The sequence below is a fragment of the Mycobacterium sp. E3251 genome (assembly GCF_001666835.1).
GTDB lineage: Bacteria > Actinomycetota > Actinomycetes > Mycobacteriales > Mycobacteriaceae > Mycobacterium.
The window spans coordinates 1-23,705 of record NZ_LZJF01000014.1 but is presented as its reverse complement, the minus strand read 5'-3'; the positions used below and the strand labels follow the sequence as shown (position 1 = coordinate 23,705).

Here is a 23,705-nt window from a genome sequence, read left to right as displayed (position 1 = left end):
GGCTGGGAAAGCGGCGAGCGGCGGACGCGTGAGTGATGCACGTCCGCCGCCCGGTCGCAACCGATCAGCCGCAGGTCACCTTGATGTTGAAGTCCTTGCTGATCATGCCGGCCATCGGGTTCTTCAAGTCGGCGCCCTGCGCCTGGCCGGTGATGGTGTAGGTCTTGCCGTCCACCGCCACGTTGGCCGAGCCGACCTTCGCGCCCATGTTGTTGCTGACCGACAGGGCATTGCCGTCGACAACCATTGCCAGCGACTCGACCTTCGGGGTGGCCTCGTCGGTCATGACGACGGCCAGCGCCTGCCGTCCGCCGCTGGAGCCACTGCCGATGTCGATCTTGCCGCCGGTCCGGACGCAGGTCACCGAGGCCGGGTCCAGGCCCGCCAGGTCGGCGCCGCCAACTTTGACCTGCGCCCCGCCGCCGTTGGCGACGCTGGGTGCCGTGCTCGACGCCGGGCTGGCCGTGTGGCCGCCGCTGGAGCACCCCACCAGCACCGATGCGGCGCCCAGTGTCCCGATCGCAGCCGCGAGAAGTCGCTTCACTTCGTGATTCCTTCCTCCATGCGCCGCCCCGATGGCGTCGTCATGGCGCAAGTACAGCCCCCTGGATTCGCTACCGATCCCAAATTTCGCCGCGTCGGGCCGGTAGGCTGCGTCGAGGTCGACGCTGACGAAGGAGGCACGCGATGCTGAGCGTGAAGTGGCTGGAAAAGCCTGAGGCCCATGACTTTCCAGCGGCGGCGGACTACCTCACCATGCTCGCGGACCCGGCGACGGTGAAGAAGGTGATCAAGAAGTTGAAGGCCGGCACCGTTACACACCGGAAGGCCAAGGACATCCTGCGTGCGGCGCGGCTGGGTCTATTGCCCGTCGACAACCCGCACGTCGCGGCGGACCTGACCAAAATCGAGAAGGGGCAACCGCTGTCGCCCATCCTGCTGGTGCGCGGCGACTTCCCCACCGGAGCTCCGCTGCAGATCGCCGACGGCTATCACCGCGTGTGCGCGAGCTATCACACCGACGAGAACACCGATATTCCGGTCGTCATCGCGGCCGTGAGCCGCTGACCGAGGATGTGACCATGATCGACATCAAGACGGTGGAAACCGTGCAGGTGCTGACCCTGTCGTCGGGGCCGGTCAACGCCCAGGACGTCGAGCTGCTCGACGAGCTGACGCTGGCGGTGCGCGATCTGGGGGGTTCGAAGGCCGGCGCGCTGGTCGTCACCGGGGCCGGTCGGGCGTTCAGCGCCGGGGTAGACCTCAACCGCGTGGTGGAGGGCGGCGCGGGCTACACCGATCGGCTGGTCCCCGCGCTGTCTGCGGCTTTCGAGGCGGTGTTCTCCTACCCGGGCCCGACCGTCGCCGCGATCAACGGCGCCGCCATCGCCGGAGGATGCGTGCTGGCGTGTGCCTGCGACCGCCGCCTCATCGGCCCCCAGGCGCAGATCGGCGCGGCGGAGGTGCGCGTCGGGGTGCCGTTTCCGGTCGCCGCGCTGGAAGTCATGCGCTACGCCTGCGGCGATCGCGCCGAGGAGGTGCTGTTGGGCGGGCGCACCTACCGCGGAGCCGAGGCCGTCGCCCGCGGGCTGGCCCATCGCGTGGTCGAAGACGATCTCCTCGAGGCGGCCGTCGCCGAGGCGTCCGATCTCGGTGGCATCCCGTCCGACGCCTATCGCCAGACCAAGGCCCAACTGCGGGCCCCTACGATGGCGCGGATCCGTGACGGCCGGGGTGTCGACGAGGAGGTCCGCCAGATGTGGGGGGCGGAACCGACGCTGCAACGGATCGCCGCCTACGTGGAGCGGCTGCGGCGGCGCGACTGACTATTCCTCGTCGAGGGCTTCCTCGACGGCGACGCCGCCCCTGGTGCGCCGGCGCCGCATCCGATGCGACCCCTTGCCCGTCGGGCGGCGGTTGCGCAACCTGGCTTCGGTCGCTTCCGTCGCTTCGGTTTCTTCGGCGGGTTCTTCCGCCTCGGGAGCCGCGGCCGCTTCGGCCGTCTCTTCGGCAGCCTCGGCCGTGACGGCCTCGGTCTCCTCCGGCTCCTCGGTCTCCTCCGGCTCGTCGGCCTCCTCGGCCTCCTCCGCCTCGTCGGCGGGTTCGCCGCCTTCTTCGCCCGCCTTGCGGCGCGAGCGACGCTTCTTAGGTTTCTTCGCCTTGATCGGTTTCGGCGGTGGCGGCGGCAACTCGGCGACGAAAGACAGGTAGAACGCGAAGAACCCGAGCAATCCGATCGCGGCCGCCGCGCCGTAGATCGCGAACAGATACCGTCCGGCGGCGTCCAGGCTCAGCCAGATCTCGCTGATCGCCGCGCCGATGATGAGCACGCCGGCCAGCACATGGGCCACGATCGAAGCGACCCGCAGCGTCAGGGCCAGCTGCGGTGTCCCCAGCTCCGGCTTGCGCACCCGCAACAGGTTGAACACCACGGGCAGCGCGGCCAGGGCGAACAGCGCGCCCGTCGCGATCCGAAGCGCCGTCCCCAACGAGTGCGTGGTGTCACCCATCAGCTCCGGCCAACGGGGCAACACGAAAAAGAAGTAGAGGGCGCCGGCGGCGATGGAGAACAGCAGGTGCCACGGCACGGCAATCTTGCGCCCCATACCCCTCCTCGCGCTGGTGAGTTCACGCCAGCCTAAAGGCGGCCAACCCGAATCCAAACCAATTCGTGCACGTCCGCATGGCGGACCGGTTGCGGAGGATGCGGGATTTGAACCCGCGAGGGCTGTTAACCCAACCCGCGTTCCAGGCGAGCGCCATAGGCCACTAGGCGAATCCTCCGTGGCCATGGTAACCGAGGCCGTCGCGGCCCTGGAGGCGCACGCCGACTAGTCCGTGCCAGGTATTAGACTCGCCGTGGACCCCGCGCGGCGTCTATCCTGTGAACTCCCCCAGGGCCGGAAGGCAGCAAGGGTCAATGGGCTCTGTCGGGTGCGCGGGGTCCCCTATGCCGGGGGACCGTTTTGGCCCCACTGATCTTCCAGCGTTCTAAGCGAAAGGGCCCATGGTGTCTTTCGATTCCCTCAGCCCTGAAGAGTTAGCGGCTCTGCACGCGCGCAACCAGCAGGACTACGCGGACCTGCAGGCCAAGAAGCTGTCCCTCGACCTGACCCGCGGCAAACCGGCCCCCGAGCAGCTCGACCTGTCCAACCAGTTGCTGAGCCTGCCCGGTGACGACTACCGCGACAGCGAGGGCACCGACACCCGCAACTACGGCGGGCTGCACGGCCTGCCCGAGCTGCGGGCCATCTTTGGAGAGCTGCTCGGGATCGCAGTGCCCCACCTGATCGCCGGCAACAACTCCAGCCTCGAGCTGATGCACGACCTGGTCGCCTTCTCGATGTTGTACGGCGGAGTCGACTCGCAGCGCCCATGGATGAAGGAGCAGGACGGCATTAAATTCTTATGCCCCGTTCCCGGCTATGACCGGCACTTCGCCATCACCGAGACGATGGGCATCGAGATGATTCCCATCCCGATGCTGGCCGACGGTCCCGACGTCGACCTGATCGAGGAACTGGTCGCCGTGGACCCCGCCATCAAGGGCATGTGGACGGTGCCGGTGTTCGGCAACCCCAGCGGAATCACCTATTCCTGGGAAACGGTCCGCCGGCTCGTCCAGATGCGGACGGCGGCGCCGGACTTCCGGCTGTTCTGGGACAACGCGTACGCCGTGCACACGTTGACGCACGACTTCCCGCACCAGATCGACGTGCTGGGGCTGGCCGCTGCGGCCGGTAACCCGAACCGGCCCTACGTCTTCGCGTCCACCTCGAAGATCACCTTCGCCGGTGCCGGCGTGAGCTTCCTCGGCGGATCGCTGGGCAACATCGCGTGGTATCTGCAGTACGCGGGGAAGAAGTCGATCGGCCCGGACAAGGTCAACCAGCTGAGGCACCTGCGCTTCTTCCGCGACGCCGACGGGGTACGCCTGCACATGCTGCGTCACCAGCAGATCCTGGCGCCGAAATTCGAGTTGGCGCTGGACATTTTGGACAAGCGGCTGAGCGACTCCAAGATCGCCTCGTGGACCGAACCCCAGGGGGGCTACTTCATCAGCCTCGATGTGTTGCCGGGTACGGCACGCCGGACCGTGGCGCTGGCCAAGGACGCGGGCATCGCCGTGACCGAGGCGGGCGCGTCGTTCCCGTACCGAAAAGACCCGGACGACAAGAACATCCGGATCGCACCCACCTTCCCGTCGCTGCCGGACCTGCGCAACGCGGTCGACGGGCTGGCCACTTGCGCGCTGTTCGCGGCATCCGAGTCGCTGCTCGTCTCCGCCGCGTCCAGTGTGAGCTGACGGCGACGACACGCCCGCCGGGCTCCAGTCAGCGCGCGCCGGTAGCCTGCTGACCGTGGCCCTCTACCGCAAGTACCGACCGGCAACCTTCGCCGAGGTGGTGGGGCAGGAGCACGTCACCGAACCACTGTCGATCGCCCTGGAAGCCGGCCGGATCAACCACGCCTACCTGTTCTCCGGGCCGCGCGGCTGCGGAAAAACATCGTCGGCGCGCATCCTGGCGCGGTCGCTGAACTGCGCGCAGGGGCCGACGGCCAATCCGTGCGGGGTGTGCGAATCGTGCACGGCGCTGGCCCCGAACGCCCCCGGCAGCATCGACGTGGTGGAGCTGGACGCCGCCAGCCACGGCGGCGTGGACGACACCCGCGAGCTGCGCGACCGCGCGTTCTACGCGCCGGCGCAGTCCCGCTACCGGGTGTTCATCATCGACGAGGCGCACATGGTGACCACCGCGGGATTCAACGCGCTGCTCAAGATCGTGGAGGAGCCGCCCGAGCACCTCATCTTCATCTTCGCCACGACCGAACCGGAAAAGGTGCTGCCGACGATCCGGTCGCGCACCCACCATTACCCGTTCCGGCTGCTGCCCCCGAAGACCATGCGGGCGCTGATCGGACGGATCTGCGAGCAGGAGAACGTCGCCGTCGACGACGCGGTGTTCCCGCTGGTGATCCGCGCCGGCGGCGGCTCACCACGCGACACGCTGTCGGTGCTCGACCAGCTGCTGGCGGGCGCCGAGGACGACCACGTCACCTATCCGCGGGCGCTCGGGTTGTTGGGCGCCACCGATGTCGCGCTGATCGACGATGCGGTGGACGCCCTCGCCGCGTCGGATGCCGAGGCGTTGTTCGGCGCGGTGGAATCGGTGATCGATGCCGGCCACGACCCGCGGCGCTTCGCCACCGACCTGCTGGAGCGGTTCCGCGACCTCATCGTGCTGCAGGCGGTTCCGGACGCGGTCAGCCGCGGCGTGGTGGACGCCCCGGAGGACGTGCTCGACCGGATGCGCGACCAGGCCGCCCGCCTCGGGTCGGCCACCCTGACCCGCTACGCCGAGGTCGTGCAGGCGGGGCTGGGCGAGATGCGCGGCGCGACGGCCCCGCGCTTGTTGCTCGAAGTGGTTTGCGCCCGGCTGCTGCTCCCCTCGGCCAGCGACACGGAGTCGGCGCTGCTGCAGCGCGTCGAGCGGATCGAGACGCGGCTGGACCTGTCCATTCCCGCCTCCCAGGCGGCCGCCGCGCACCCGCCGGCGGTGACCGCGCCGGCGCGGCCACGCAAGGAGCCGGCCCCGCCCAAGGAACCCGCCCCGCCCAGGTCCGCTCCGCCCGTCCCCAAGCCGGAGGCGGTCCCCGAACCGGTCCCATCGCCCCCGGTGCCGGAACCGGCCGCCGCGCCGATTGCCGAACCGGCCGCGCCCGGTGAACTCAACGCGGCCGCTGTGCGGACCATGTGGCCGACGGTGCGCGACAAGGTGCGCCAGCGCAGTCGCACCACCGAGGTGATGCTGGCGGGCGCCACCGTGCGCGCGCTCGAGGAGAACACGCTGGTGCTGACGCATTCGTCGGCGCCGCTGGCCAAGCGGCTGTGCGAACAGCGCAACGCCGACGTGATCGCCGAAGCGCTCAAAGATGCGCTGGGCGTCAACTGGCGGGTGCGTTGCGAGGTCGGCGCCGCAGCGCCGGTCGAATCCGCCGCGCCGGCGCCGAGGGCCGCCGAGCCCGCGCCCGACGTGGCGCAGCGCGACGAAGAGGAGCACATGCTCGCCGAAGCCGGCCGCACTGAGTCGTCGGCGCCGCGCCGCGATCCCGAGGAGGTCGCGCTCGAGCTACTGCAGAACGAACTGGGCGCGCGCCGGATCGATAACGCCTGAACTGTTGACCTAGGGCGTCCACCACGGCCGCAGCGGCAGGTGGTCGCCGCCTCGCGCGTCCACGTTGGCCGCCAGGACGTGATGCAGCTGCAGGTTGTTCTGCTCGAAGGCGACCCGCGAGGCCGCCATGTACAGGCCCCACACCTTGGCGGTGGGCAGGCCGACCTCGTCGACCGCCTCGGCCCAGTGCTCGACCAGGTTGCGGCACCAGTCGCGCAGCGTCATCGCGTAGTGATGCCGGAAGTTCTCCTCGTGCAGCACCTCGAAGCCCACGTCCTGGACGTCGGTGATGATGCGTCCCGAGCCGGTCAGCTCCCCGTCCGGGAAGACATATCGGTCGGTGAAGCCGCCCGCGAAAGAAGTCGATTTGTTGTCGTGGCGGGTGATGCAGTGATTGAGCAGCAGCCCGCCCGTGCGCAGCTTCGACTTCAGGAACCCGAAGTAGGCCGGGTAGTTTTTGACGCCGATGTGCTCGGTCAACCCGATCGAGGACACCGCGTCGAACCCGCCCTCGCGGATGTCGCGGTAGTCCGAATGCCGGACTTCGGCCAAGTCCTCGAGACCCTCATCCTGGATCGCCCGTTGCGCCCACTTCGCCTGCTCGCCCGACAGGGTGGCGCCGATCACCCGGACACCGCGTCGCGCGGCGAACCGCACCATGCCGCCCCAACCGCAGCCCACGTCGAGCAGCCGATCACCTTGCTGCAGCCGCAATTTCTCGAAGACCAGCCGGTACTTGTTCTCCTGGGCCTCTTCCAGAGTCGCGTCGGCGTCGGGGTAGACCGCACACGTGTACGTCATCGACGGGCCGAGCACCCATTCGTAGAAGGTGTTGGAAACGTCGTAGTGGTGGTGGATGGCCTCGGCGTCGCGGGTCTTGGTGTGCATCAGCCCGTCGGCGATCCGCCGCCACCGGGGCGGGGTCTCCTGCGGCGGCGGGGGAACCGGCACCAGCCGCTCCAGCCCCATCGAGCGCACCACGTTGGCGAGCACCCGCGCCGGCGGCCGCTTGAACTGCACGCGGTCGGTCAGCGTCTTGAGCAGCTGGTAGGGATCACCGGGGTGGACGCCGTACAGGTCCATGTCGCCCGCCACATATGCGCGGGCCAGGCCGAGTTCGCCGGGAGCGGTGGCCAGGTAGGTGGCGCCGCGCGGGGTCCGAAGATCCAGGCCCAGTTGGGCATCCTTGCTGCCCGCGGTGCTGCCGTCGTAGGCGGTGAACTTCAGCGGGTGTCGCCCGGTGGCGGCGAAGATCTCCAAGATCTCCGCCATGCTGAGTTTTCGGGCCGTGGCGCGGCGGGGTTCTTTGGTTGTCGTCATCGCCGTTGCACCGCCTTCGCGTAGAGGTCGAGTAGCCGGGAATCGGGGTCGTAGGTTTTCTTGATCGTGTTGTAGGCCTCGCCGCCGTACAACTCGTCGAATTCCTCGCGGGCGTAATACGAATCGGAATACAGCGACTTGTGCCCGTCGAGCTCGCTCACCTTCGCTTCGATCGTCCGGTTGGTGGCGCCTTCCGTGGCGCCCGCCGGCACCGAAGACCAGAAGCCGATGTTGACGTAGGTGTGGTCCGGCCGCATCGGATACAGCGGCCAGCCCCCGTCATCGCGCAGCCGCAGCGGACACAGCCAGATCGGGGTGATGGGCACGTTCTGCAGGAACCACTCCAGGAACTCGCAGGTCCGTTCGACCGGCAGCTCGACATCCTGGACCACCCGCTCACGCGGGGGGCGCCCATGGCGTTTCTCGATCCGGTCGGCGACGCCGAAGCGCTGGTCGATGGCGACGAGCTTCGAGTAGACGCTGCTGCGCCGGTAGCGGCGCGGCCACCAGCGCCGCAGCCGCGGGTTCTGCACACCGAACGCGCGCGAGCACCAGAACCAGTCGGTGTCCCAGCGCCAGAAGTAGTCGTGCATGGTCAGCCGGTCGTCCTTGGTGGCTTCCACACCGGGGGAGTCGTGCCGGATCGATTGGTAGTAGATGCTGTTCCCGGTGTAGTCGCTGACCGGTCCCGGGGTGGTGGTTCGCCGGCCCACGCACAGGTAGCTCTCGTCGGCGCTGAACACCACACCGTCGAGATAGTCGACCGGCGTGCCGCCCTGCCCGCCGGTATCGATGATGCGTTCCATCGCCGCGATCAGCGCGGGCAGCGAGCGGAACCGGACGTGCCGCAACGCGACAAACGGCGCGACGGGCTCCAACTCGATCCGCAGCCGCGTTGAATATCCCAGCGTCCCATAGGAATTGGGGAAGGCGCGGAACAAGTCGGGATGCTGGGTGCGCGACGCGGTGAGCAACTCGCCGGCGCCGGTGAGGATGTCCATCTCGAGCACGGATTCATGGGGCAGGCCATTGCGAAACGACGCCGACTCGATGCCCAGGCCGCTGACCGCGCCACCGAGCGTGATGGTCTTCAATTGCGGGACGACCAGTGGCGAAAGGCCGTAAGGCAGCGTCGCGGCCACCAGGTCCTCGTAAGTGCACATGCCGGCCACATCGGCGGTGCGGGCTTCGGGATCGACGCTCAGCACGCCGGTCAGCCCCGACGTGTCCAGGCCGGGAGCGTCGCGTTTAGTGCGGGCGCGGAACAGGTTTGAGGTCGGCTTGGCGAGCCTGACGGCGGACGTCGCGGGGATGGATCGATAACTCGCCATCAACCGGTCAACGCCCGACTTGTGCGCCGAGAGTGCAGATCCAGGGACAGGCACCACATATACCCTAGTCTTCGACCACAGCCCGTGCACCCGCGCGCGGGCGGCATAGCTTTCGGGAGTTGTTTTGGGACAGGTGAGTGCTGCCAGCACAATTTTGGTCAATGCCGAGCCGGCCGCCACCCTCGCGGCCGTCGCGGACTATCAGCGGGTGCGCCCGAAGATTCTGTCCCCGCAGTACAGCGATTACCAGGTGTTGCGGGGCGGCCAGGGCGCGGGCACCGTCGCCAAATGGAAGCTGCAGGCCACCAAATCTCGCGTCCGCGATGTGCAGGTCAACGTCGACGTCGCCGGCCATTCCGTCATCGAGAAGGACGCCAACTCGTCGATGATCATCAACTGGACGGTGGCCCCGGCCGGACCCGGGTCCAGCATCACCGTGAAGACGACCTGGACCGGTGCGGGCGGCGTCAAGGGCTTCTTCGAGAAAACCTTTGCGCCGTTGGGGCTCAAGCGGATTCAGGGTGAGGTGTTGGCCAACCTGAAGAACGAATTGGAAGGCTCCGCCTAGCGCGCCTGGCCCTGCGAGGCGAGGAAACCCGCGACGCCGCGGACCATCGCGTCGGCGTACTTCTGCCTGCCCTCGGCCGACTCCATCAGCGCCGAGTCGGCAGGGTTCTTCATATTGCCGCACTCGACCAGGATCGACGGGTACTGCGCCAGGTTCAGCCCGGCGAGGTCCGAGCGCCCATACAGCCCGTTCTGGCCGATGTAGTTGGCCGGCGGAATCCCGGAGGCCTGCATCTGGTCGCGCATGATCCGGGCGTACTGCACCGACGGTCCGGCCTGCACCTGGTTGAGCGGCGGGGCCGAGTAGTTGACGTGGAATCCCCGGCCCGAGGCCGGGCCGCCGTCGGCGTGGATGCTCAGGACCGCGTTGGGATGCAACGCGTTGGCCATGTTGGCGCGCTCGTCGACGCACGGCCCCAGCCCGGTGTCGTTGCCGCGCGCCATGGCGGTCCGGACGCCGAGGGCGTTCAACTCCTGGCGGACACGTAGCGCGGTGTCCCAGGTGAAGGTGTGTTCCTGGTAGCCGCTGTTGGTCGACGTCCCGCTCGCCTGGCAGTCCTTGGTACCGCCGCGGCCGGTGGGCACCTGGCGGCCGATGGACGCGTCGTTGGAGCCGTTGTGGCCGGGATCGATGAAAACCACCATGCCGGCGATGTTGGACGGGACCGCGCCGGCGGTCGGGGTGATCGTGGCCGAGGCGGCAACCAGCACGCCGATGACCAACTTGATGCCGACACGCCTGCTCACTCGTAGGTCCACGGCGCAAAGGTAGCGTCGCGCGGTCTACGCTGAGTGTTTCGAATCGCCGGACACACGCAGGCGAAACCAACTTGAGACCAAGATGCGAGGGGACTGTCATGCAACCCGGAGGCGACATGTCGGCGCTGCTGGCCCAGGCGCAGGAGATGCAGCAGAAGTTGATGGAAGCCCAGCAACAGCTCGCGAATGCCGAGGTGCACGGGCAGGCCGGCGGCGGCTTGGTCAGGGTGACCGTCAAAGGCAGCGGCGAAGTGGTCGCGGTGCAGATCGATCCCAAGGTCGTCGACCCCGGGGACGTCGAGACGCTGCAGGACCTGATCGTCGGAGCCATGGGCGACGCGTCGAAGCAGGTCACCCGGATGGCGCAGGAGCGGCTGGGCGCGCTGGCCGGCGGCTTCGGCGGCCCAGCCCCGGGCCAGCCGCCGGCGCCGGCGCCGGGGCTCTAGATATTCCGACATGTTTGAAGGACCCGTCCAGGACCTGATCGACGAGCTCGGCAAGCTGCCGGGCATCGGGCCCAAAAGCGCTCAGCGCATCGCCTTTCATTTGTTGTCGGTCGAACCGCCGGACATCGACCGGCTGACCGCGGCGCTGGGCAAGGTCCGCGACGGCGTGCGGTTCTGCGCGGTGTGCGGCAACGTCTCCGACAACGAGCGCTGCCGGATCTGCTCGGACCCCCGCCGGGACGGCTCGCTGGTCTGCGTCGTCGAGGAGCCGAAGGACGTCCAGGCCGTCGAGCGCACCCGCGAGTTCCGCGGCCGCTACCACGTGCTGGGCGGCGCGCTGGACCCGCTGTCGGGCGTGGGGCCCGATCAGCTGCGGATCCGCGAGTTGTTGAGCCGGATCGGGGAGCGGGTCGACGATGTCGACATCACCGAGGTGATCATCGCGACCGACCCGAACACCGAGGGCGAGGCCACCGCGACCTATCTGGTCCGCATGTTGCGCGACATCCCCGGGCTGACCGTGACGCGGATCGCGTCGGGGCTGCCGATGGGCGGCGACCTGGAATTCGCCGACGAGCTGACCCTGGGCCGCGCGCTGGCCGGCCGCCGGGCGATGGTCTGAGACGCTCAGGTTTTGGTCAATCGGAACGGCCGGGTGACCGTCGAGCCTGGACCGCCGCACCCGTCGGACGTGGTCGTCCGGCCCTCACCGGCAAGCGACACCGCGTCGAAGCTGTAGTCGACGGTTGCCGGGACCGACGTTCCGTTCGCGCACGGCGCCTGCGTCGCGCCGCTGTGGGTCCAGCGTCCGTTCGCGAGGTCGAACTCCCAGCTGATGACGAACGTCCCGCCGTCCTGCGAGGTCGCCAGCGTGCAGTCCGACCCGCAGGGGGCGAAAAGCCACGTGGTCGACTTGTCGCTGTCGGTATAGAGCACGGTGTAGCTACCGCTCGGCACCTCCGGGGTGGCGTGCGCCGGCACCGGCGTAATCAATGCGGCCGCGACCAGCAGGGCGCCGCCGCCCGCCAACCCCGGCCGGCCGATTCTCGCGATCTCATTCACGTCAGCGCGCCCCCAACCGCTCGCGGCGCAGCAACTCCACCTCGGGCAGCTCCAGCGGCGCCAGCTCACCCACCACCTTGCTCAGCAGCAGGTCGGCCAGCTCCGGGTTGCGGGCCAGGCACGGCCCATGCATGTAGGTGGCGACTACGCTGCCCTGGACCGCGCCGTCGAAGCCGTCGCCCGCCCGGTTGCCCGCGCCCTTGACCACCGCGCCAAGCGGCGACGCGGCCGGGCCCAGGACGGTGCCGCCCCGGTGGTTTTCGAAACCGGTGAGCCGCTGGGTCAGCCCGGGTAGTAGCGGCTTGCTGACCAGCTCGCCGATGGTGCGGGCGTCCTGCGGCGAGGTGGTCGCGTCGAGCAGGCCGACTCCGTCGACCCGTTCCCCCGCCGACGTCTCATACCAGCGCCCCAGCACCTGAACGGCGGCGCAGATCGCCAGCACGGGCGCTCCCCGCTCCGCGGCCCGCTGGAGCCCGGGATGCTTGATCAGGTGCCTGGTGGCCAACCGCTGCGCATAGTCCTCGGCGCCGCCCAGGGTGTAGAGGTCCAGCGAGTCCGGCACCGGGTCGGCGAGCGTGATCTCGACGATCTCCGCGGCGATGCCCCGCAGCCGCAGCCGCTGGCGCAGCACCAGCGCGTTGCCTCCGTCGCCGTAGGTGCCCATCACGTCGGGCAGCACCAGCCCGATCCGCACCGCCGAGTCAGCCATGGCGCGCCAACGCCCGTTGCAGCTGGAGGAACGCGGTGTAGTTGGCGACGACCTCGACCCGCCCCGGCGGGCAGGACGCGATCGCCGCCACGGTGTCGTGCACCAGGGTGTGGTCGACGCCGGCGTAGCCGAGGCGCACCGCCAAGTCGGTGCCGCGTTCCCCGGCGGCCACGACGGCCGTCTCCTCGAAGTGCTCGAACCGCACGTCCCACAGCCAGGACAGGTCCTCGCCGTCGGGCACCTGCCCGTTGACCGCGATGACCACCCCGGCCGCCTGCTTGTCCACCATGGACAGCGCCTCCTGCCAGCCGGCCGGGTTCTTGGCCAGCAGGATCCGCGCTTCGTGGTTGCCGACGCGGACGGACCGGTAGCGCCCGGCGACCTCGTCGACGCCCGACACGGCCGCCACCGCCTTCGAAGGATCGGCGCCCAGCGCGACGGCCGCGGCGACGGCCTGGGCGGCGTTACCCCGATTGACCGCGCCCGGCAGCGCCAACCGCATCGGCAGCGCCAGCCCGTCGGGCCCATACAGCGTCTCGTCGTCGAACCACCACTGCGGGCTGGGCCGCTTGAAGTCCGCGCCGGTGGAATACCAGTGGCCCTGCTCGCGGACGATGACCTCGCCGCTGCGCGGGCAGCTGACCGAGTCGTTGGCCCACGAGCCGCCCGCGGCCACCCAGACCACGTTCGGGCTGTCGTAGGCCGCCGACGTCATCAGCACGTCGTCGCAGTTGGCGACGACGACCGTCGTCGGGTGCCTGGCCAGCCCGGCCCGCAACGTGCGTTCGATGACGTTGATCTCGCCGACCCGGTCCAACTGGTCGCGCGACAGGTTGAGCAGCACGACGACCGCGGGCTCGACGGCATCGGAGACGTGCGGCACGTGCATCTCGTCGACTTCCAGGGCCGCCAGCGGCGCATCGCGGTGCGCGGCCAGCGCGGCCACCAGGCCGGCGTCCATGTTGGCGCCCTCGGCGTTGGTGGCCACCGGTCCCAGCGTGCCCAGCGCGGCGGCGGTCATCCGGGTGGTGGTCGACTTGCCGTTGGTGCCGGTGACGACGACGGTGCGCCGTCCGGCCGCGAGCTGGCGAAGCACCGAGCGATCCAGGGTCATCGCGATCAGGCCGCCGATCATCGCCCCGGCGCCGCGCCCAGTCACCCGCGATGCCCAGCGCGCGCTCGCTCCGGCGGCGAGGGCGAGGCGTGCGCGGGTGGTGATCACCCGCGCAGTTTAAAGGCGGCCACCGGCCGCATCGAATTCACCGCCGACACGGCAGCGCAGCGACCAGGCGTTGTCGGTCGGACGTGCCATCCTCAAGTCATGAACCGGGTGTCCTGGGGGCGACCGGCCAGCGAGCCGGACGGGGGCTGGGCTGTCATCGACGTCGAGACCACGGGCTTTCGGCCGGGCCAGGCCCGGGTCATCAGCCTGGCGGTGCTCGGCCTCGACGACGACGGGCGCGTCGAGCAATCCGTGGTCAGCCTGCTCAACCCCGGGGTCGATCCCGGGCCCACCCACGTGCACGGCCTGACCGCCGCCATGCTCGAAGACCAACCGCAGTTCGCCGACATCGTCGACGACGTGGTCAAGGTGCTGGACGGCCGCACGCTGGTAGCCCACAACGTCGCGTTCGACTACGCGTTCCTGGCCGCCGAAGCCGAGCTCGCCGAGGCCGAACTCCCCATCGACTCCGTCATGTGCACGGTCGAGCTGGCCCGGCGGCTGGATCTCGGCATCGACAACCTGCGGTTGGAGACCTTGGCGGCGCACTGGGGCGTGACCCAGGAACGGCCGCACGACGCCTTCGACGACGCGATGGTGCTGACCGGTGTGCTGGCCTCGGCCCTCGAGCGGGCGCGCGAATGCGACATCTGGCTGCCGGTGCATCCGGTGACGCGGCGCCGCTGGCCGAACGGCCGCGTCACGCATGACGAGCTGCGCCCGTTGAAGGTGCTGGCCTCGCGGATGCCCTGCCCGTATCTCAACCCCGGCCATTACGTGGGCGGCAGGCCGCTGGTGCAGGGCATGCGGGTGGCCCTGGCGGCCGAGGTGGGGCGCACCCACGAGGAACTCGTGGAGCGGATCCTGCATGCCGGGCTGGCCTACAGCGACACCGTCGACGGGGAGACGTCGCTGGTGGTCTGCAACGATCCCGCGCCGGACCAGGGCAAGGGCTACCTGGCCCGGCAGCTGGGGATACCGGTGATTTCCGACACGCAGTTCATGGACTCCATCCGCGCCGTCGTCGGCGGCACCAGCATGGAGGAGTTCACCGATACCACCACGCTCGACCAGCAGCTCGCGCTGTTCTAGCGCCGGCTAGCGCGACGCGCGGTTGACCGCGGACACGACGGCGCGCAGCGACGCGGTGGTGATCGACGGCGCGATGCCGACGCCCCACACCGTGCGGCCGTTGACCGACGCCTCCACGTACGCCGCGGCCTGTGCGTCGTCGCCGGCGCTCATAGCGTGCTCGGAGTAGTCGAGGACCGCGACGTCGAACCCCACATCGCCCAGCGCGTGCACGAACGCCGCCAGGGGGCCGTTGCCGGCGCCGCTGATCTCCGTCTCCACCCCGTTGACCTTCACGGTCGCGGTGATCGTGGTGGTGCCGCTGTCTTCCTCCGACGCCTCGACCCGCTGCTTCATCCGCTCCAGCGGCCACACCGGGGCCAGGTACTCCTCGTAGAACGCGTCCCACATTTCCTTCGGGGAGACCTCGCCGCCCTCACCCTCGGTGATCTTCTGGATTGCCTGGGAGAACTCGATCTGTAACCGCCGCGGCAGCGCGAGGCCGTGGTCGGACTTCATGATGTAGGCAACCCCGCCCTTGCCGGACTGCGAGTTGACCCGGATCACCGCCTCGTAGGTGCGGCCGACATCCTTGGGGTCGATGGGCAGATACGGCACCTGCCAGAGCATGTCCTCGACGTCGGCGTCCGCGGCGTCCGCGTCGATCTTCATCTGGTCCAGGCCTTTGTTGATCGCGTCCTGGTGGCTGCCGGAGAACGCGGTGTAGACCAGGTCCCCGCCGTAGGGGTGCCGCTCGGGCACCGGCAGCTGGTTGCAGTACTCCACCGTGCGACGGATCTCGTCGATGTTGGAGAAGTCGATCTGGGGGTCCACGCCGCGGGAGAACAGGTTGAGCCCCAGCGTCACCAGGCACACGTTGCCGGTGCGCTCGCCGTTGCCGAACAGGCAACCCTCGATCCGGTCGGCGCCCGCGGCGAAGCCCAATTCGGCTGCGGCGACGGCCGTTCCGCGGTCGTTGTGCGGGTGCAGGCTCAGGATGACGGATTCCCGGTTGGCCAGGTTGCGGCTCATCCACTCGATCGAGTCCGCATAGACGTTGGGAGTGGCCATCTCCACCGTGGCGGGCAGGTTGAAGATGATCGGGTTCTCCGGCGTCGGCGCGATGATCTCGCCGACGGCGTCGCACACCTGCCTGGCGTATTCGAGCTCGGTTCCGGTGTAGGACTCCGGCGAATATTCGAAACGCCATTGCGTGCCAGGGTATTTGGCCGCCTCTTCGACGCACTTGCGGGCGCCGTCGGTGGCGATGGCCTGCACGGCCGCCCGGTCTGCGCGAAAGACCACGCGGCGCTGCAGGATTGACGTCGAGTTGTAAAAGTGCACGATGGCCCGCGGCGCACCCTCGCACGCGGTGAAGGTGCGCTCGATGAGTTCGGGACGGCACTGGGTCAGCACCTGGATGGTGACGTCGTCGGGAATGGCGCCGTCGGTGATGATCTCGCGAACGAAGTCGAAGTCGGTTTGACTGGCCGACGGGAACCCGACCTCGATCTCCTTGTAACCCATCCGAACGAGCAGATCGAACATGCGGCGCTTGCGGGTGGGGCTCATCGGGTCGATCAGCGCCTGATTGCCGTCGCGCAGGTCCACCGCGCACCACAGCGGGGCGCGGTCGATGACGCGGTCGGGCCAGGTGCGGTCGGCCAGGCGGATGGGCTCGACTTCCTCGGCGAAGGACCGGTACCGGTTGACCGGCATCGCCGAACCGCGCTGCGGGTTCCATGCGGGCTGGCCGGGCCCCGGCGGGCCCGCGGGTTTGACGATCGAACGTGTTGACGTATAGGCGTCGGGATTGGAAGTCACGGTAGTTGCTCCGGGGGTGTCAGAAGGAACCTCAGACCGGCGCATCGCGAACACCCGCGACGGGAAGCCGGTCTGGATCAGACCCCGTCGCGGCGTCCGAGGAGGAGCACCCGCTGCACGAGGAGAACTCTACCGCGATTGGCGTCGCGGAGAAAATTGCGCTAGAACTCGCTCAAAACCGCAGGCCGGAGTGCTTAGCAACGCTGGGTAAACCGTTATGCGCAGCCACGTATTCTGTTGTGGGCTTAAAACGTGCCGGAAGGGCGGGAAAAGTAGTGGCGCTCGTCGTGCAAAAGTACGGCGGATCCTCGGTGGCCGACGCCGATCGGATCCGTCGTGTCGCCGAGCGCATCGTCGCGACCAAGAAGCAGGGGAACGACGTCGTCGTGGTGGTCTCGGCCATGGGCGACACCACCGACGACCTGATGGACCTTGCCCAGCAGGTGTGCCCGGCCCCGCCGCCGCGCGAACTCGACATGTTGCTGACCGCCGGCGAGCGCATCTCCAACGCGCTGGTGGCCATGGCGATCGAATCGCTGGGAGCGCAGGCGCGCTCGTTCACCGGTTCGCAGGCCGGCGTCATCACCACCGGCACCCACGGCAACGCGAAGATCATCGAAGTCACGCCGGGCCGCCTGCGGGATGCGCTCGACGAGGGGCGCATCGTGCTGGTCGCCGGGTTCCAGGGGGTCAGCCAGGACACGCGCGACGTCACCACGCTGGGCCGGGGCGGCTCGGACACCACCGCCGTCGCCCTGGCCGCCGCGCTGCACGCCGACGTCTGCGAGATCTACACCGACGTCGACGGCATCTTCAGCGCTGACCCCCGGATCGTGCACAACGCCCGCAGGCTGGACACCGTGACGTTCGAGGAGATGCTCGAGATGGCGGCGTGCGGCGCCAAGGTGCTGATGCTGCGCTGCGTGGAATACGCTCGCCGCTACAACATTCCGGTGCACGTCCGCTCGTCGTACTCGGACAAACCGGGCACCGTCGTCAAGGGATCGATCAAGGACATCGCCATGGAAGACCCCATCCTTACCGGAGTCGCGCACGACCGCAGCGAGGCGAAGGTGACCATCGTCGGCATCCCCGACATCCCCGGCTATGCGGCCCGGGTGTTCCGGGCCGTCGCGGAGGCCGACGTGAACATCGACATGGTGTTGCAGAACGTCTCCAAGGTCGAGGACGGCAAGACCGACATCACCTTCACCTGCTCGCGGGACAGCGGGCCGACGGCGGTGGCCAAGCTGGATTCGCTCAAGGACGAGATCGGGTTCACCCAGCTGCTCTATGACGACCACATCGGCAAGGTGTCACTGATCGGTGCGGGCATGCGCAGCCACCCGGGCGTCACCGCGACCTTCTGTGAGGCCCTGGCGGAGGTGGGCGTCAACATCGAGCTGATCTCCACCTCCGAGATCCGCATCTCGGTGCTGTGCCGCGACACCGAACTAGACAAGGCCGTCGTGGCGTTGCACGAGGCGTTCGGGCTCGGCGGCGAGGAGTCGGCGACGGTGTACGCGGGGACGGGCAGGTAAATGGTTGCCATCGGCGTCGTAGGCGCCACCGGCCAGGTGGGCCAGGTGATGCGCAGGTTGCTCGACGAGCGGGACTTCCCCGCGACGTCGGTGAGGTTCTTCGCGTCCGCCCGCTCGCAAGGGCGCAAGCTGGAATTCCGCGGCCAGGAGATCGAAGTCGAGGACGCCGCGAAGGCGGACCCGACCGGCCTGGACATCGCGTTGTTCTCGGCCGGCAAGACGATGTCGCTGGTGCAGGCGCCACGGTTCGCCGCGGCTGGGGTGACGGTGATCGACAACTCGTCGGCGTGGCGCAAGGACCCCGAAGTGCCGCTGGTGGTGTCCGAGGTGAACTTCGAGCGGGACGCCCACCGCAGACCCAAAGGCATCATCGCCAACCCGAACTGCACCACGATGGCCGCGATGCCGGTGCTCAAGGTGCTGCACGACGAGGCCGGGCTGACCCGCCTGGTGGTGTCGAGCTATCAGGCCGTGTCGGGCAGCGGGCTGGCCGGCGTCGAGGAGCTGGCCACGCAGGCGCGCGCGGTCATCGACGACGCCGAGCAGTTGGTGCACGACGGCTCCGCGGTCGAGTTCCCGGCGCCGAAGACCTATGTCGCGCCGATCGCCTTCAACGTGGTGCCGTTGGCCGGGTCGCTGGTAGACGACGGCTCGGGGGAGACCGACGAGGACCAGAAGCTGCGGCACGAGAGCCGCAAGATCCTCGGCATCCCCGACCTGGCGGTCAGCGGGACCTGCGTGCGGGTGCCGGTGTTCACCGGGCACTCGTTGTCGATCAACGCCGAATTCGCGCGGCCGCTGTCGCCCGAGCGTGCCCGGGCGCTGCTCGACGGCGCGCCCGGCGTCAAGGTCGTCGACGTGCCGACCCCGTTGGCGGCCGCGGGCGTCGACGAATCGCTGGTGGGCCGCATCCGGCAGGACCCGGGTGTCCCCGATGGGCGCGGCCTCGCCCTGTTCGTCTCGGGAGACAACCTGCGCAAGGGGGCGGCGCTGAACACCATCCAGATTGCCGAGCTGCTGGCCGCCCAGCTGTAATAGGCGGGTGAGCACCGCCCACGCCCGACTGGTCGCGCGGTGCTCGCTTGCTGTGATTCTGTTTGCGCCGCAATGGTTTTGGGCCGCGCACGCCGACCCGCCCGCGCCGGTCCCCGAGCCGATCGTTCAGCCGCTGGCGCCCGGTCAGGTGCTGCGGATCGGCCCGACGGCCGGCACCGGCACCCCGACCGGCGACTACGGCATCGGCGCGACGGATCTCTGTGAGTTCGTCGAGTTCCCCGCCGAGCTGTTGCAGGTCTGCGGCGACAGCTTCGCCGGCCAAGGCGTCGGGTTCGGCGGCTGGTACGCGCCGGTGGCGCTGCGCGTGGACACCGCTTCCGTCGATGACCCGGCCGGCGTGCGCTACACCGGCGTCACCGGGGTCAGCAAACCGCTGCTCGCCGACCCCGCCCCGCCCGGCGCCTCGCAGCTGCCCGCGGGCGTGGTGCAGATCAACCGGCGCAACTACATGATGGTGACGACCACGAAGAACCTGGAGCCGCAAAGCTCCCGGCTCGTCACGGCCGAACCCGCGCGGGCGGGCTGGCAGACCCTCGCGGGATCGCGGCGACCCGCGTCGTACCAGGGCGGCTCACAGACACAGATCAGCGGCTACTACGACCCGATCCCCACGCCCGACTCGCCCACCGGATGGGTGTATATCGTCGCCGACAGCTTCACCCGTCGGGATCCTGTCGTGCTGTATCGGGCCACCCCGCAAACGTTTACCGACCGGTCCCGATGGCAGGGCTGGGCGGCCGGACCCGACGGCGGCTGGGGCAAACCCCCCACCCCGCTGTGGCCGGACGCGGTGGGCGAGATGTGCGTGCGGCAGATCGACGGCAAGGCCGTGCTGTCGTATTTCAACGCGGTGACCGGCAACATGGAGGTGCGAGTCGCCAACGACCCGACGTCGCTTGGCGACGCACCGGTGACCACGGTGGTGCAGCACGACGAGTGGCCCGAGCCCGCGGAGAGCCTGCCGCCGCCCTACGACAACCGGCTCGCGCAGCCGTACGGCGGATACATCTCGCCCGGCTCGACGCTCGACGAGCTGCGAATCTTCGTCAGCCAGTGGGACACTCGCGCGCGCGTGGCCGCGCCGTATCGGGTGATCCAGTTCGCCGTCAACCCGTTCAAGCCGGACTAGCGAGAAGCCGCCTCCCGCCGGGGCGATATGCCAGACATCGCTGACCAGCGGTGAAACGATATTGGCGTGAACGACAGTCGCGGCGCCCGGGGCTCTGTGCGGACTTTTCTGTGGTCCGTCGCAGGTCTGGTGTCCTACTACCGCTGGCATGTGCTCGCCGGGCTGGGCGTGGTGGCGCTGGTGCTGGGAAACATCGGGTTCTGGCAGCTGTGGAGACGGCATCCCGAACCGAGCGACATCGTCTTCTGGAGCTTCAAGCTGTTCACCGCGTCGACCCCGGTCGACGACCACCTGCCTGTCACGCTGGATATCGCCCGCTTCCTCGCCCCGCTCGTCGCCGGCTTCGCGGGGCTCAGCGGCCTGGCGTCGCTGTTCCGCGACCGCGTGCAACAGATGCGCGTACCGCTGATGAGCGGTCACGTGGTCCTGTGCGGGCTCGGCGATGTCGGCAGCGCGTTTCTGCACCACCTCCGCGAGGCCGGGGACCGCGTGGTTGTCATCGACTCGGACGCGGCGAACCCGAACATGCAGTTGTGCCACGGCTGGGGGGTGCCGGTCATCGTCGGCGACGCGCAGCAGGAACGAACCCTGCAGGCGGCCGGTGTCCGGCGCGCGGCGCGGCTGCTCGCGCTGTGTCCGCATGACGCCGTCAACACCGAGATCGTCGCCGTTGCCAGCCTGCTTGCGGGTGGCCGTTCCGGGAACGTGCTGACCTGTCTGGCCCAAATCGCGGACCCGGAGCTGTGCGCGCTGCTGAGGATCCGGGAGGCCGAGCGCGCGGCGTCGGCGCTCGACTTCTTCAACACCGACGAGATCGGCGCGCGGTCGCTGCTGGATGCGTTTCCCGTCGGCACCGGGTGCGACCGCCCGCACATCCTCATCGCCGGCCTCGGCGACTTGGGTGCCTGGGTGGCATACCACGCGGCACGCGAGTGGTATGAGCACCGTGCCGACGACGCCGGGGAGCTGGTGGTCACCGTCGTCGACAACCAGGCCGACCACCGGGTGCAGTTGCTTCTCGGCCACTATCCCGCCCTCGAGCAGGTGTGCAGCTTCATCACCCTGCCCGCCTCGGTCAGCAAGATCCACCGGCTGCGCGCCTATCACGCCGATGCGGGAGCGCCCCCGCTGGCCCGCGCCTACGTGACCGCCGACAACGACGAGCAGGCCGTTGAGCTGGCGTTGCAGTTGAGGCATGAACTGGATCCCGCCGTCCCCTTGGTGGTCGCGCTGACGCGGTCGCGCGGAGTCGCCCGGCTCCTCGATGAGGCCGGCGGCGCGGGGGGACCCGACATCGATGTCTTCCCGACGCTCGAACGAACCTGCACGGTCGAACTCACCCGCGGCGGTTCGTACGAGGCGATCGCCCATGCCATCCACCGCCGCTGGTGCGCCGAACAACTCGCTTCCGGTAAACCCGCGCCACCGTGGTCGGAGCTGGACGAATCACGCAAAGATTCCAGCCGCGCGCAGGCGCGCCACATTGCGGTCAAGCTGAGAAGCGTCGGTTGTGATCTTGCGCCCCTGCGGGATTGGGACGCATCGGAATTCGCGTTCAGCACCGACGAGGTCGAGACGCTGGCGGTCGCCGAGCACGACCGCTGGATGGCCGAGCGCCTCGCCGACGGCTGGTCTCTGGGCGAGAAGGACATCGAAAACAAGAGGACCCCGTATCTGGTGGCATTCTCCGACCTGCCCGACGACGTCGCCGACTACGACCGCGTGTTCGTTCGGGAGATCCCCGCCCTGCTCGCCTCGGCCGGCCTGCAGATCATCCGCACCCAGCGGAAGTGAGAACGGCCGCCAGTTCAGAACTTCGGCCCCGCGGACTTCGGCACCTTGACGGCCATTTTCGCGGCGATCACGCTGCCCTGGTCGGTGATGTGGTCCCCACACACCTTCACGTCGATCACGTAGGCGGATGCCGCCTGCAACACCCGCTGGCACGCGTAGCTGGCAACGTTGCCCTGTTGCCTGTACATCTGGGTGATCTGCGGGGCGTGCCCGGTGAGGTTTTCGACGACCCACGTGTACGCGCGGCCGTTGTCCAGGTAGGTCGCGGTCACCGTCTTCCCGTCGCAGGCCGCCCACTCATTGGCCGAGCGCCGCACGAAGTCCAGGGCTTGGTCTCTGGTCGAAAAGGCCGCCACGGCCTGATCGACGAAGTGGTGATTGCCCTCGCCTGCCCGCACCCAGCCACCCGAATCCTCCAGCGCCGCCCAGTCGAGTTGCTTTTCTCCGCTGTCTTCATACGTCAGGTCCGCGCCGGGATAGAGCACGCCCATGCACCACCGCGGTGACACGTCAACCGCCTTGCTGACGTCCTTGAACGTCTTGCCTTGGTTGTCCGGGGTTTTCGCCATATTGGAGGTGCCCGTGATGGAGTTGATCTCCGCGTCGCTGAGCAGGACGGATTCCAGGGACACCGGGGCGGGACCCGGCTTGGGGCGGAGCAGCAGCATCGCGACGACAACGATCGCGATCAGAACGGCCAAGCCCGCGCCGCCGGCGATGACCCACCTGGCGCGCGGCCGGTGACTCTTACCGACCTCGGGAGCGTGCGGAGGCGCGGCGTCGGAGCCGTCCGCCGCGACCGCTCCCGATTCGGGCTCCGCCGGCGCGCCGGACGCCGTGATCGGTGCGGCTGCCGCGGTCGCAGGTTCCTCGTCCACCGACTTCAGCAGGGCATCGATGCTGTTTCGCGCCTGATAGGTGACGTCCGGGCGGTCACGCAGCTTGGACAGCAACCGGGCGATGTCGCGGCGCGCAGCCGGATCGGCCCCGTCCTCGCGAAGCCCCGCCTTCAGCTCCGACACCAACTCGGCCTGCTGGTGGGCGCTGAGCTCCGGGTCCGCGAGGGTATGGCCCAGCCGCATCAGGTAGGCGAAGGGCACCGGCGGTTCGTCTGGCAGGGGTGAAGGCAGCGGCTCAAGCTTGTCCTTCAATTCGTGCACCGCTTCGATCAGCTGAATACCACTGTCCACGGTCGGATTTCGGTAGTCGATGACCTGCGTCTCCGCCAGCGGAGTGAGCCGCATGGAATCGACCGGGCCCACCTGCACGGGAAGGATCGGACGGCGCAGAGCCTCGGCGTAGCGCAACTCGGCTTGACACGGTTTCGATGCGATCGAGTTGTTCGACAGCGCAAAGACGAACACGTCGCAGCCCCGGATTTCCTCGAGGATGGTGCGCCACCATGCGTCACCGCCGCCCAACGTTTCGTCAACCCACACGTGCTGACGCGCGTCCCGCAACGCCTTCAACAGATCCTGGATCGCCGCCTTGTCCTGGCTGGAGTGACTGACAAATAGCGTCATGCTTTCTCCTGATGCAGGGTCGGCGGTTTGTCGGTCTGCGGGCGGACGCGGTTGAGGCGTTTCAGGCAGCGTAAATCTTCGGCGGTGGAGCGGGTGGCTGATTGGGTCGCCGCGAATCGACGGGGTTCGGGCGCAAACGGGGAGCCGGTCCGGCGACGGCGATGAAGCCGCCCTG

General features: G+C 68.8%; 22 protein-coding genes, 1 tRNA gene and 1 other RNA gene. 13 read left to right on the top strand and 11 right to left on the bottom strand.

The genetic code is table 11. The features are described from left to right. Window positions 1-64: 64 nt before the first annotated feature. Window positions 65-544: a lipoprotein LpqH gene (locus tag A5697_RS01810; protein WP_067943384.1), complete on the bottom strand. Its 480-nt coding sequence runs from the start codon at window positions 542-544 to the stop codon at window positions 65-67. Between the two features lie 143 nt (window positions 545-687). On the opposite strand from A5697_RS01810, the gene A5697_RS01805 reads away from it, so the two are divergent. Both A5697_RS01805 and A5697_RS01800 read left to right on the top strand, forming a co-directional pair. Beyond that, entirely contained in the window at window positions 688-1,068 is a 381-nt protein-coding gene (locus A5697_RS01805) for a hypothetical protein (RefSeq protein WP_067278284.1), read from the top strand. A 14-nt stretch (window positions 1,069-1,082) separates the two neighbouring features. Beyond that, entirely contained in the window at window positions 1,083-1,826 is a 744-nt protein-coding gene (locus A5697_RS01800) for an enoyl-CoA hydratase/isomerase family protein (RefSeq protein ID WP_082953200.1), read from the top strand. On the opposite strand, the gene A5697_RS01795 is transcribed toward A5697_RS01800, so the two are convergent. Together A5697_RS01795 and A5697_RS01790 are read right to left on the bottom strand one after the other, a co-directional pair. Beyond that, a complete protein-coding gene (locus A5697_RS01795; RefSeq protein ID WP_068007467.1) occupies window positions 1,827-2,606 on the bottom strand; it encodes a hypothetical protein in 780 nt (259 codons plus the stop codon). 92 nt (window positions 2,607-2,698) lie between these two features. After that, window positions 2,699-2,784: transfer RNA gene (locus A5697_RS01790), tRNA-Ser, on the bottom strand. Between the two features lie 74 nt (window positions 2,785-2,858). On the opposite strand from A5697_RS01790, the gene ffs reads away from it, so the two are divergent. The 3 genes from ffs (at window position 2,859) to A5697_RS01775 (ending at window position 6,176) form a co-directional block, all read left to right on the top strand. Beyond that, window positions 2,859-2,953: signal recognition particle sRNA small type (gene ffs / locus A5697_RS01785), an RNA gene on the top strand. 57 nt (window positions 2,954-3,010) lie between these two features. After that, on the top strand, window positions 3,011-4,306 hold the full coding sequence (locus A5697_RS01780) for an aminotransferase (protein WP_156673056.1): 1,296 nt from the start codon (window positions 3,011-3,013) through the stop codon (window positions 4,304-4,306). Between the two features lie 55 nt (window positions 4,307-4,361). Then, the gene (locus tag A5697_RS01775) at window positions 4,362-6,176 is read left to right on the top strand and encodes a DNA polymerase III subunits gamma/tau (protein WP_068007463.1); all 1,815 of its coding nucleotides are present in this window, start codon (window positions 4,362-4,364) and stop codon (window positions 6,174-6,176) included. A 9-nt stretch (window positions 6,177-6,185) separates the two neighbouring features. Here A5697_RS01775 and A5697_RS01770 read toward each other — a convergent pair whose 3' ends face one another. Next, window positions 6,186-7,496 carry a class I SAM-dependent methyltransferase gene (locus A5697_RS01770; protein ID WP_197500885.1) on the bottom strand — a complete coding sequence of 437 codons (1,311 nt, stop codon included), beginning with the start codon at window positions 7,494-7,496 and terminating at the stop codon, window positions 6,186-6,188. After that, a complete protein-coding gene (locus A5697_RS01765) occupies window positions 7,493-8,884 on the bottom strand; it encodes an FAD-binding oxidoreductase (RefSeq protein WP_068007461.1) in 1,392 nt (463 codons plus the stop codon). The genes A5697_RS01770 and A5697_RS01765 overlap by 4 nt, the downstream gene beginning before the upstream one ends. 67 nt (window positions 8,885-8,951) lie before the next feature. On the opposite strand from A5697_RS01765, the gene A5697_RS01760 reads away from it, so the two are divergent. Then, complete coding sequence (locus A5697_RS01760) at window positions 8,952-9,395, top strand: SRPBCC family protein (RefSeq protein WP_068007458.1); 444 nt, start codon at window positions 8,952-8,954, stop codon at window positions 9,393-9,395. Here A5697_RS01760 and A5697_RS01755 read toward each other — a convergent pair. Next, window positions 9,392-10,153, bottom strand: a complete 762-nt coding sequence (locus A5697_RS01755) for an Rv3717 family N-acetylmuramoyl-L-alanine amidase (protein ID WP_067943397.1) — start codon at window positions 10,151-10,153, stop codon at window positions 9,392-9,394. The two genes, A5697_RS01760 and A5697_RS01755, sit on opposite strands and share 4 nt — an antisense overlap. A 98-nt stretch (window positions 10,154-10,251) precedes the next feature. Here A5697_RS01755 and A5697_RS01750 point away from each other — a divergent pair, with 98 nt between their 5' ends. Beyond that, the gene (locus tag A5697_RS01750; RefSeq protein ID WP_068007455.1) at window positions 10,252-10,599 is read left to right on the top strand and encodes a YbaB/EbfC family nucleoid-associated protein; all 348 of its coding nucleotides are present in this window, start codon (window positions 10,252-10,254) and stop codon (window positions 10,597-10,599) included. Between the two features lie 10 nt (window positions 10,600-10,609). Continuing rightward, window positions 10,610-11,221, top strand: a complete 612-nt coding sequence (gene recR, locus A5697_RS01745) for a recombination mediator RecR (RefSeq protein WP_067943399.1) — start codon at window positions 10,610-10,612, stop codon at window positions 11,219-11,221. 5 nt (window positions 11,222-11,226) lie between these two features. On the opposite strand, the gene A5697_RS01740 is transcribed toward recR, so the two are convergent. The 3 genes from A5697_RS01740 to A5697_RS01730 are packed head-to-tail and all read right to left on the bottom strand — an operon-like array spanning window position 11,227 to window position 13,592. Beyond that, window positions 11,227-11,661: a hypothetical protein gene (locus tag A5697_RS01740; protein ID WP_231971944.1), complete on the bottom strand. Its 435-nt coding sequence runs from the start codon at window positions 11,659-11,661 to the stop codon at window positions 11,227-11,229. A gap of 1 nt (window position 11,662) precedes the next feature. After that, window positions 11,663-12,370 carry a type 1 glutamine amidotransferase gene (locus A5697_RS01735; protein ID WP_068007454.1) on the bottom strand — a complete coding sequence of 236 codons (708 nt, stop codon included), beginning with the start codon at window positions 12,368-12,370 and terminating at the stop codon, window positions 11,663-11,665. Then, the gene (locus A5697_RS01730) at window positions 12,363-13,592 is read right to left on the bottom strand and encodes a Mur ligase family protein (protein WP_068007451.1); all 1,230 of its coding nucleotides are present in this window, start codon (window positions 13,590-13,592) and stop codon (window positions 12,363-12,365) included. The genes A5697_RS01735 and A5697_RS01730 overlap by 8 nt, the downstream gene beginning before the upstream one ends. A gap of 99 nt (window positions 13,593-13,691) precedes the next feature. Here A5697_RS01730 and A5697_RS01725 point away from each other — a divergent pair, with 99 nt between their 5' ends. Beyond that, complete coding sequence (locus A5697_RS01725; RefSeq protein ID WP_067943405.1) at window positions 13,692-14,684, top strand: DEDDh family exonuclease; 993 nt, start codon at window positions 13,692-13,694, stop codon at window positions 14,682-14,684. A gap of 6 nt (window positions 14,685-14,690) precedes the next feature. Here the strand turns inward: A5697_RS01725 and leuA are convergent, their stop codons facing one another. Next, window positions 14,691-16,532, bottom strand: coding sequence for a 2-isopropylmalate synthase (gene leuA / locus A5697_RS01720; RefSeq protein ID WP_197500884.1), 1,842 nt, complete (start codon window positions 16,530-16,532; stop codon window positions 14,691-14,693). A 230-nt stretch (window positions 16,533-16,762) separates the two neighbouring features. Here leuA and A5697_RS01715 point away from each other — a divergent pair, with 230 nt between their 5' ends. The 4 genes from A5697_RS01715 (at window position 16,763) to A5697_RS01700 (ending at window position 22,007) form a co-directional block, all read left to right on the top strand. After that, on the top strand, window positions 16,763-18,028 hold the full coding sequence (locus A5697_RS01715; protein WP_068007446.1) for an aspartate kinase: 1,266 nt from the start codon (window positions 16,763-16,765) through the stop codon (window positions 18,026-18,028). Continuing rightward, window positions 18,029-19,063, top strand: a complete 1,035-nt coding sequence (locus A5697_RS01710; protein ID WP_068007443.1) for an aspartate-semialdehyde dehydrogenase — start codon at window positions 18,029-18,031, stop codon at window positions 19,061-19,063. Between the two features lie 7 nt (window positions 19,064-19,070). Continuing rightward, window positions 19,071-20,213: a DUF4185 domain-containing protein gene (locus A5697_RS01705; RefSeq protein ID WP_068007440.1), complete on the top strand. Its 1,143-nt coding sequence runs from the start codon at window positions 19,071-19,073 to the stop codon at window positions 20,211-20,213. A gap of 66 nt (window positions 20,214-20,279) precedes the next feature. Continuing rightward, window positions 20,280-22,007, top strand: coding sequence for an NAD-binding protein (locus tag A5697_RS01700; protein ID WP_231971943.1), 1,728 nt, complete (start codon window positions 20,280-20,282; stop codon window positions 22,005-22,007). Window positions 22,008-22,021: 14 nt separating this feature from the next. On the opposite strand, the gene A5697_RS01695 is transcribed toward A5697_RS01700, so the two are convergent. After that, window positions 22,022-23,530 (bottom strand): sensor domain-containing protein, encoded by a 1,509-nt coding sequence (locus A5697_RS01695; RefSeq protein WP_068007438.1) that lies wholly within the window; start codon window positions 23,528-23,530, stop codon window positions 22,022-22,024. Window positions 23,531-23,705: the final 175 nt, after the last annotated feature.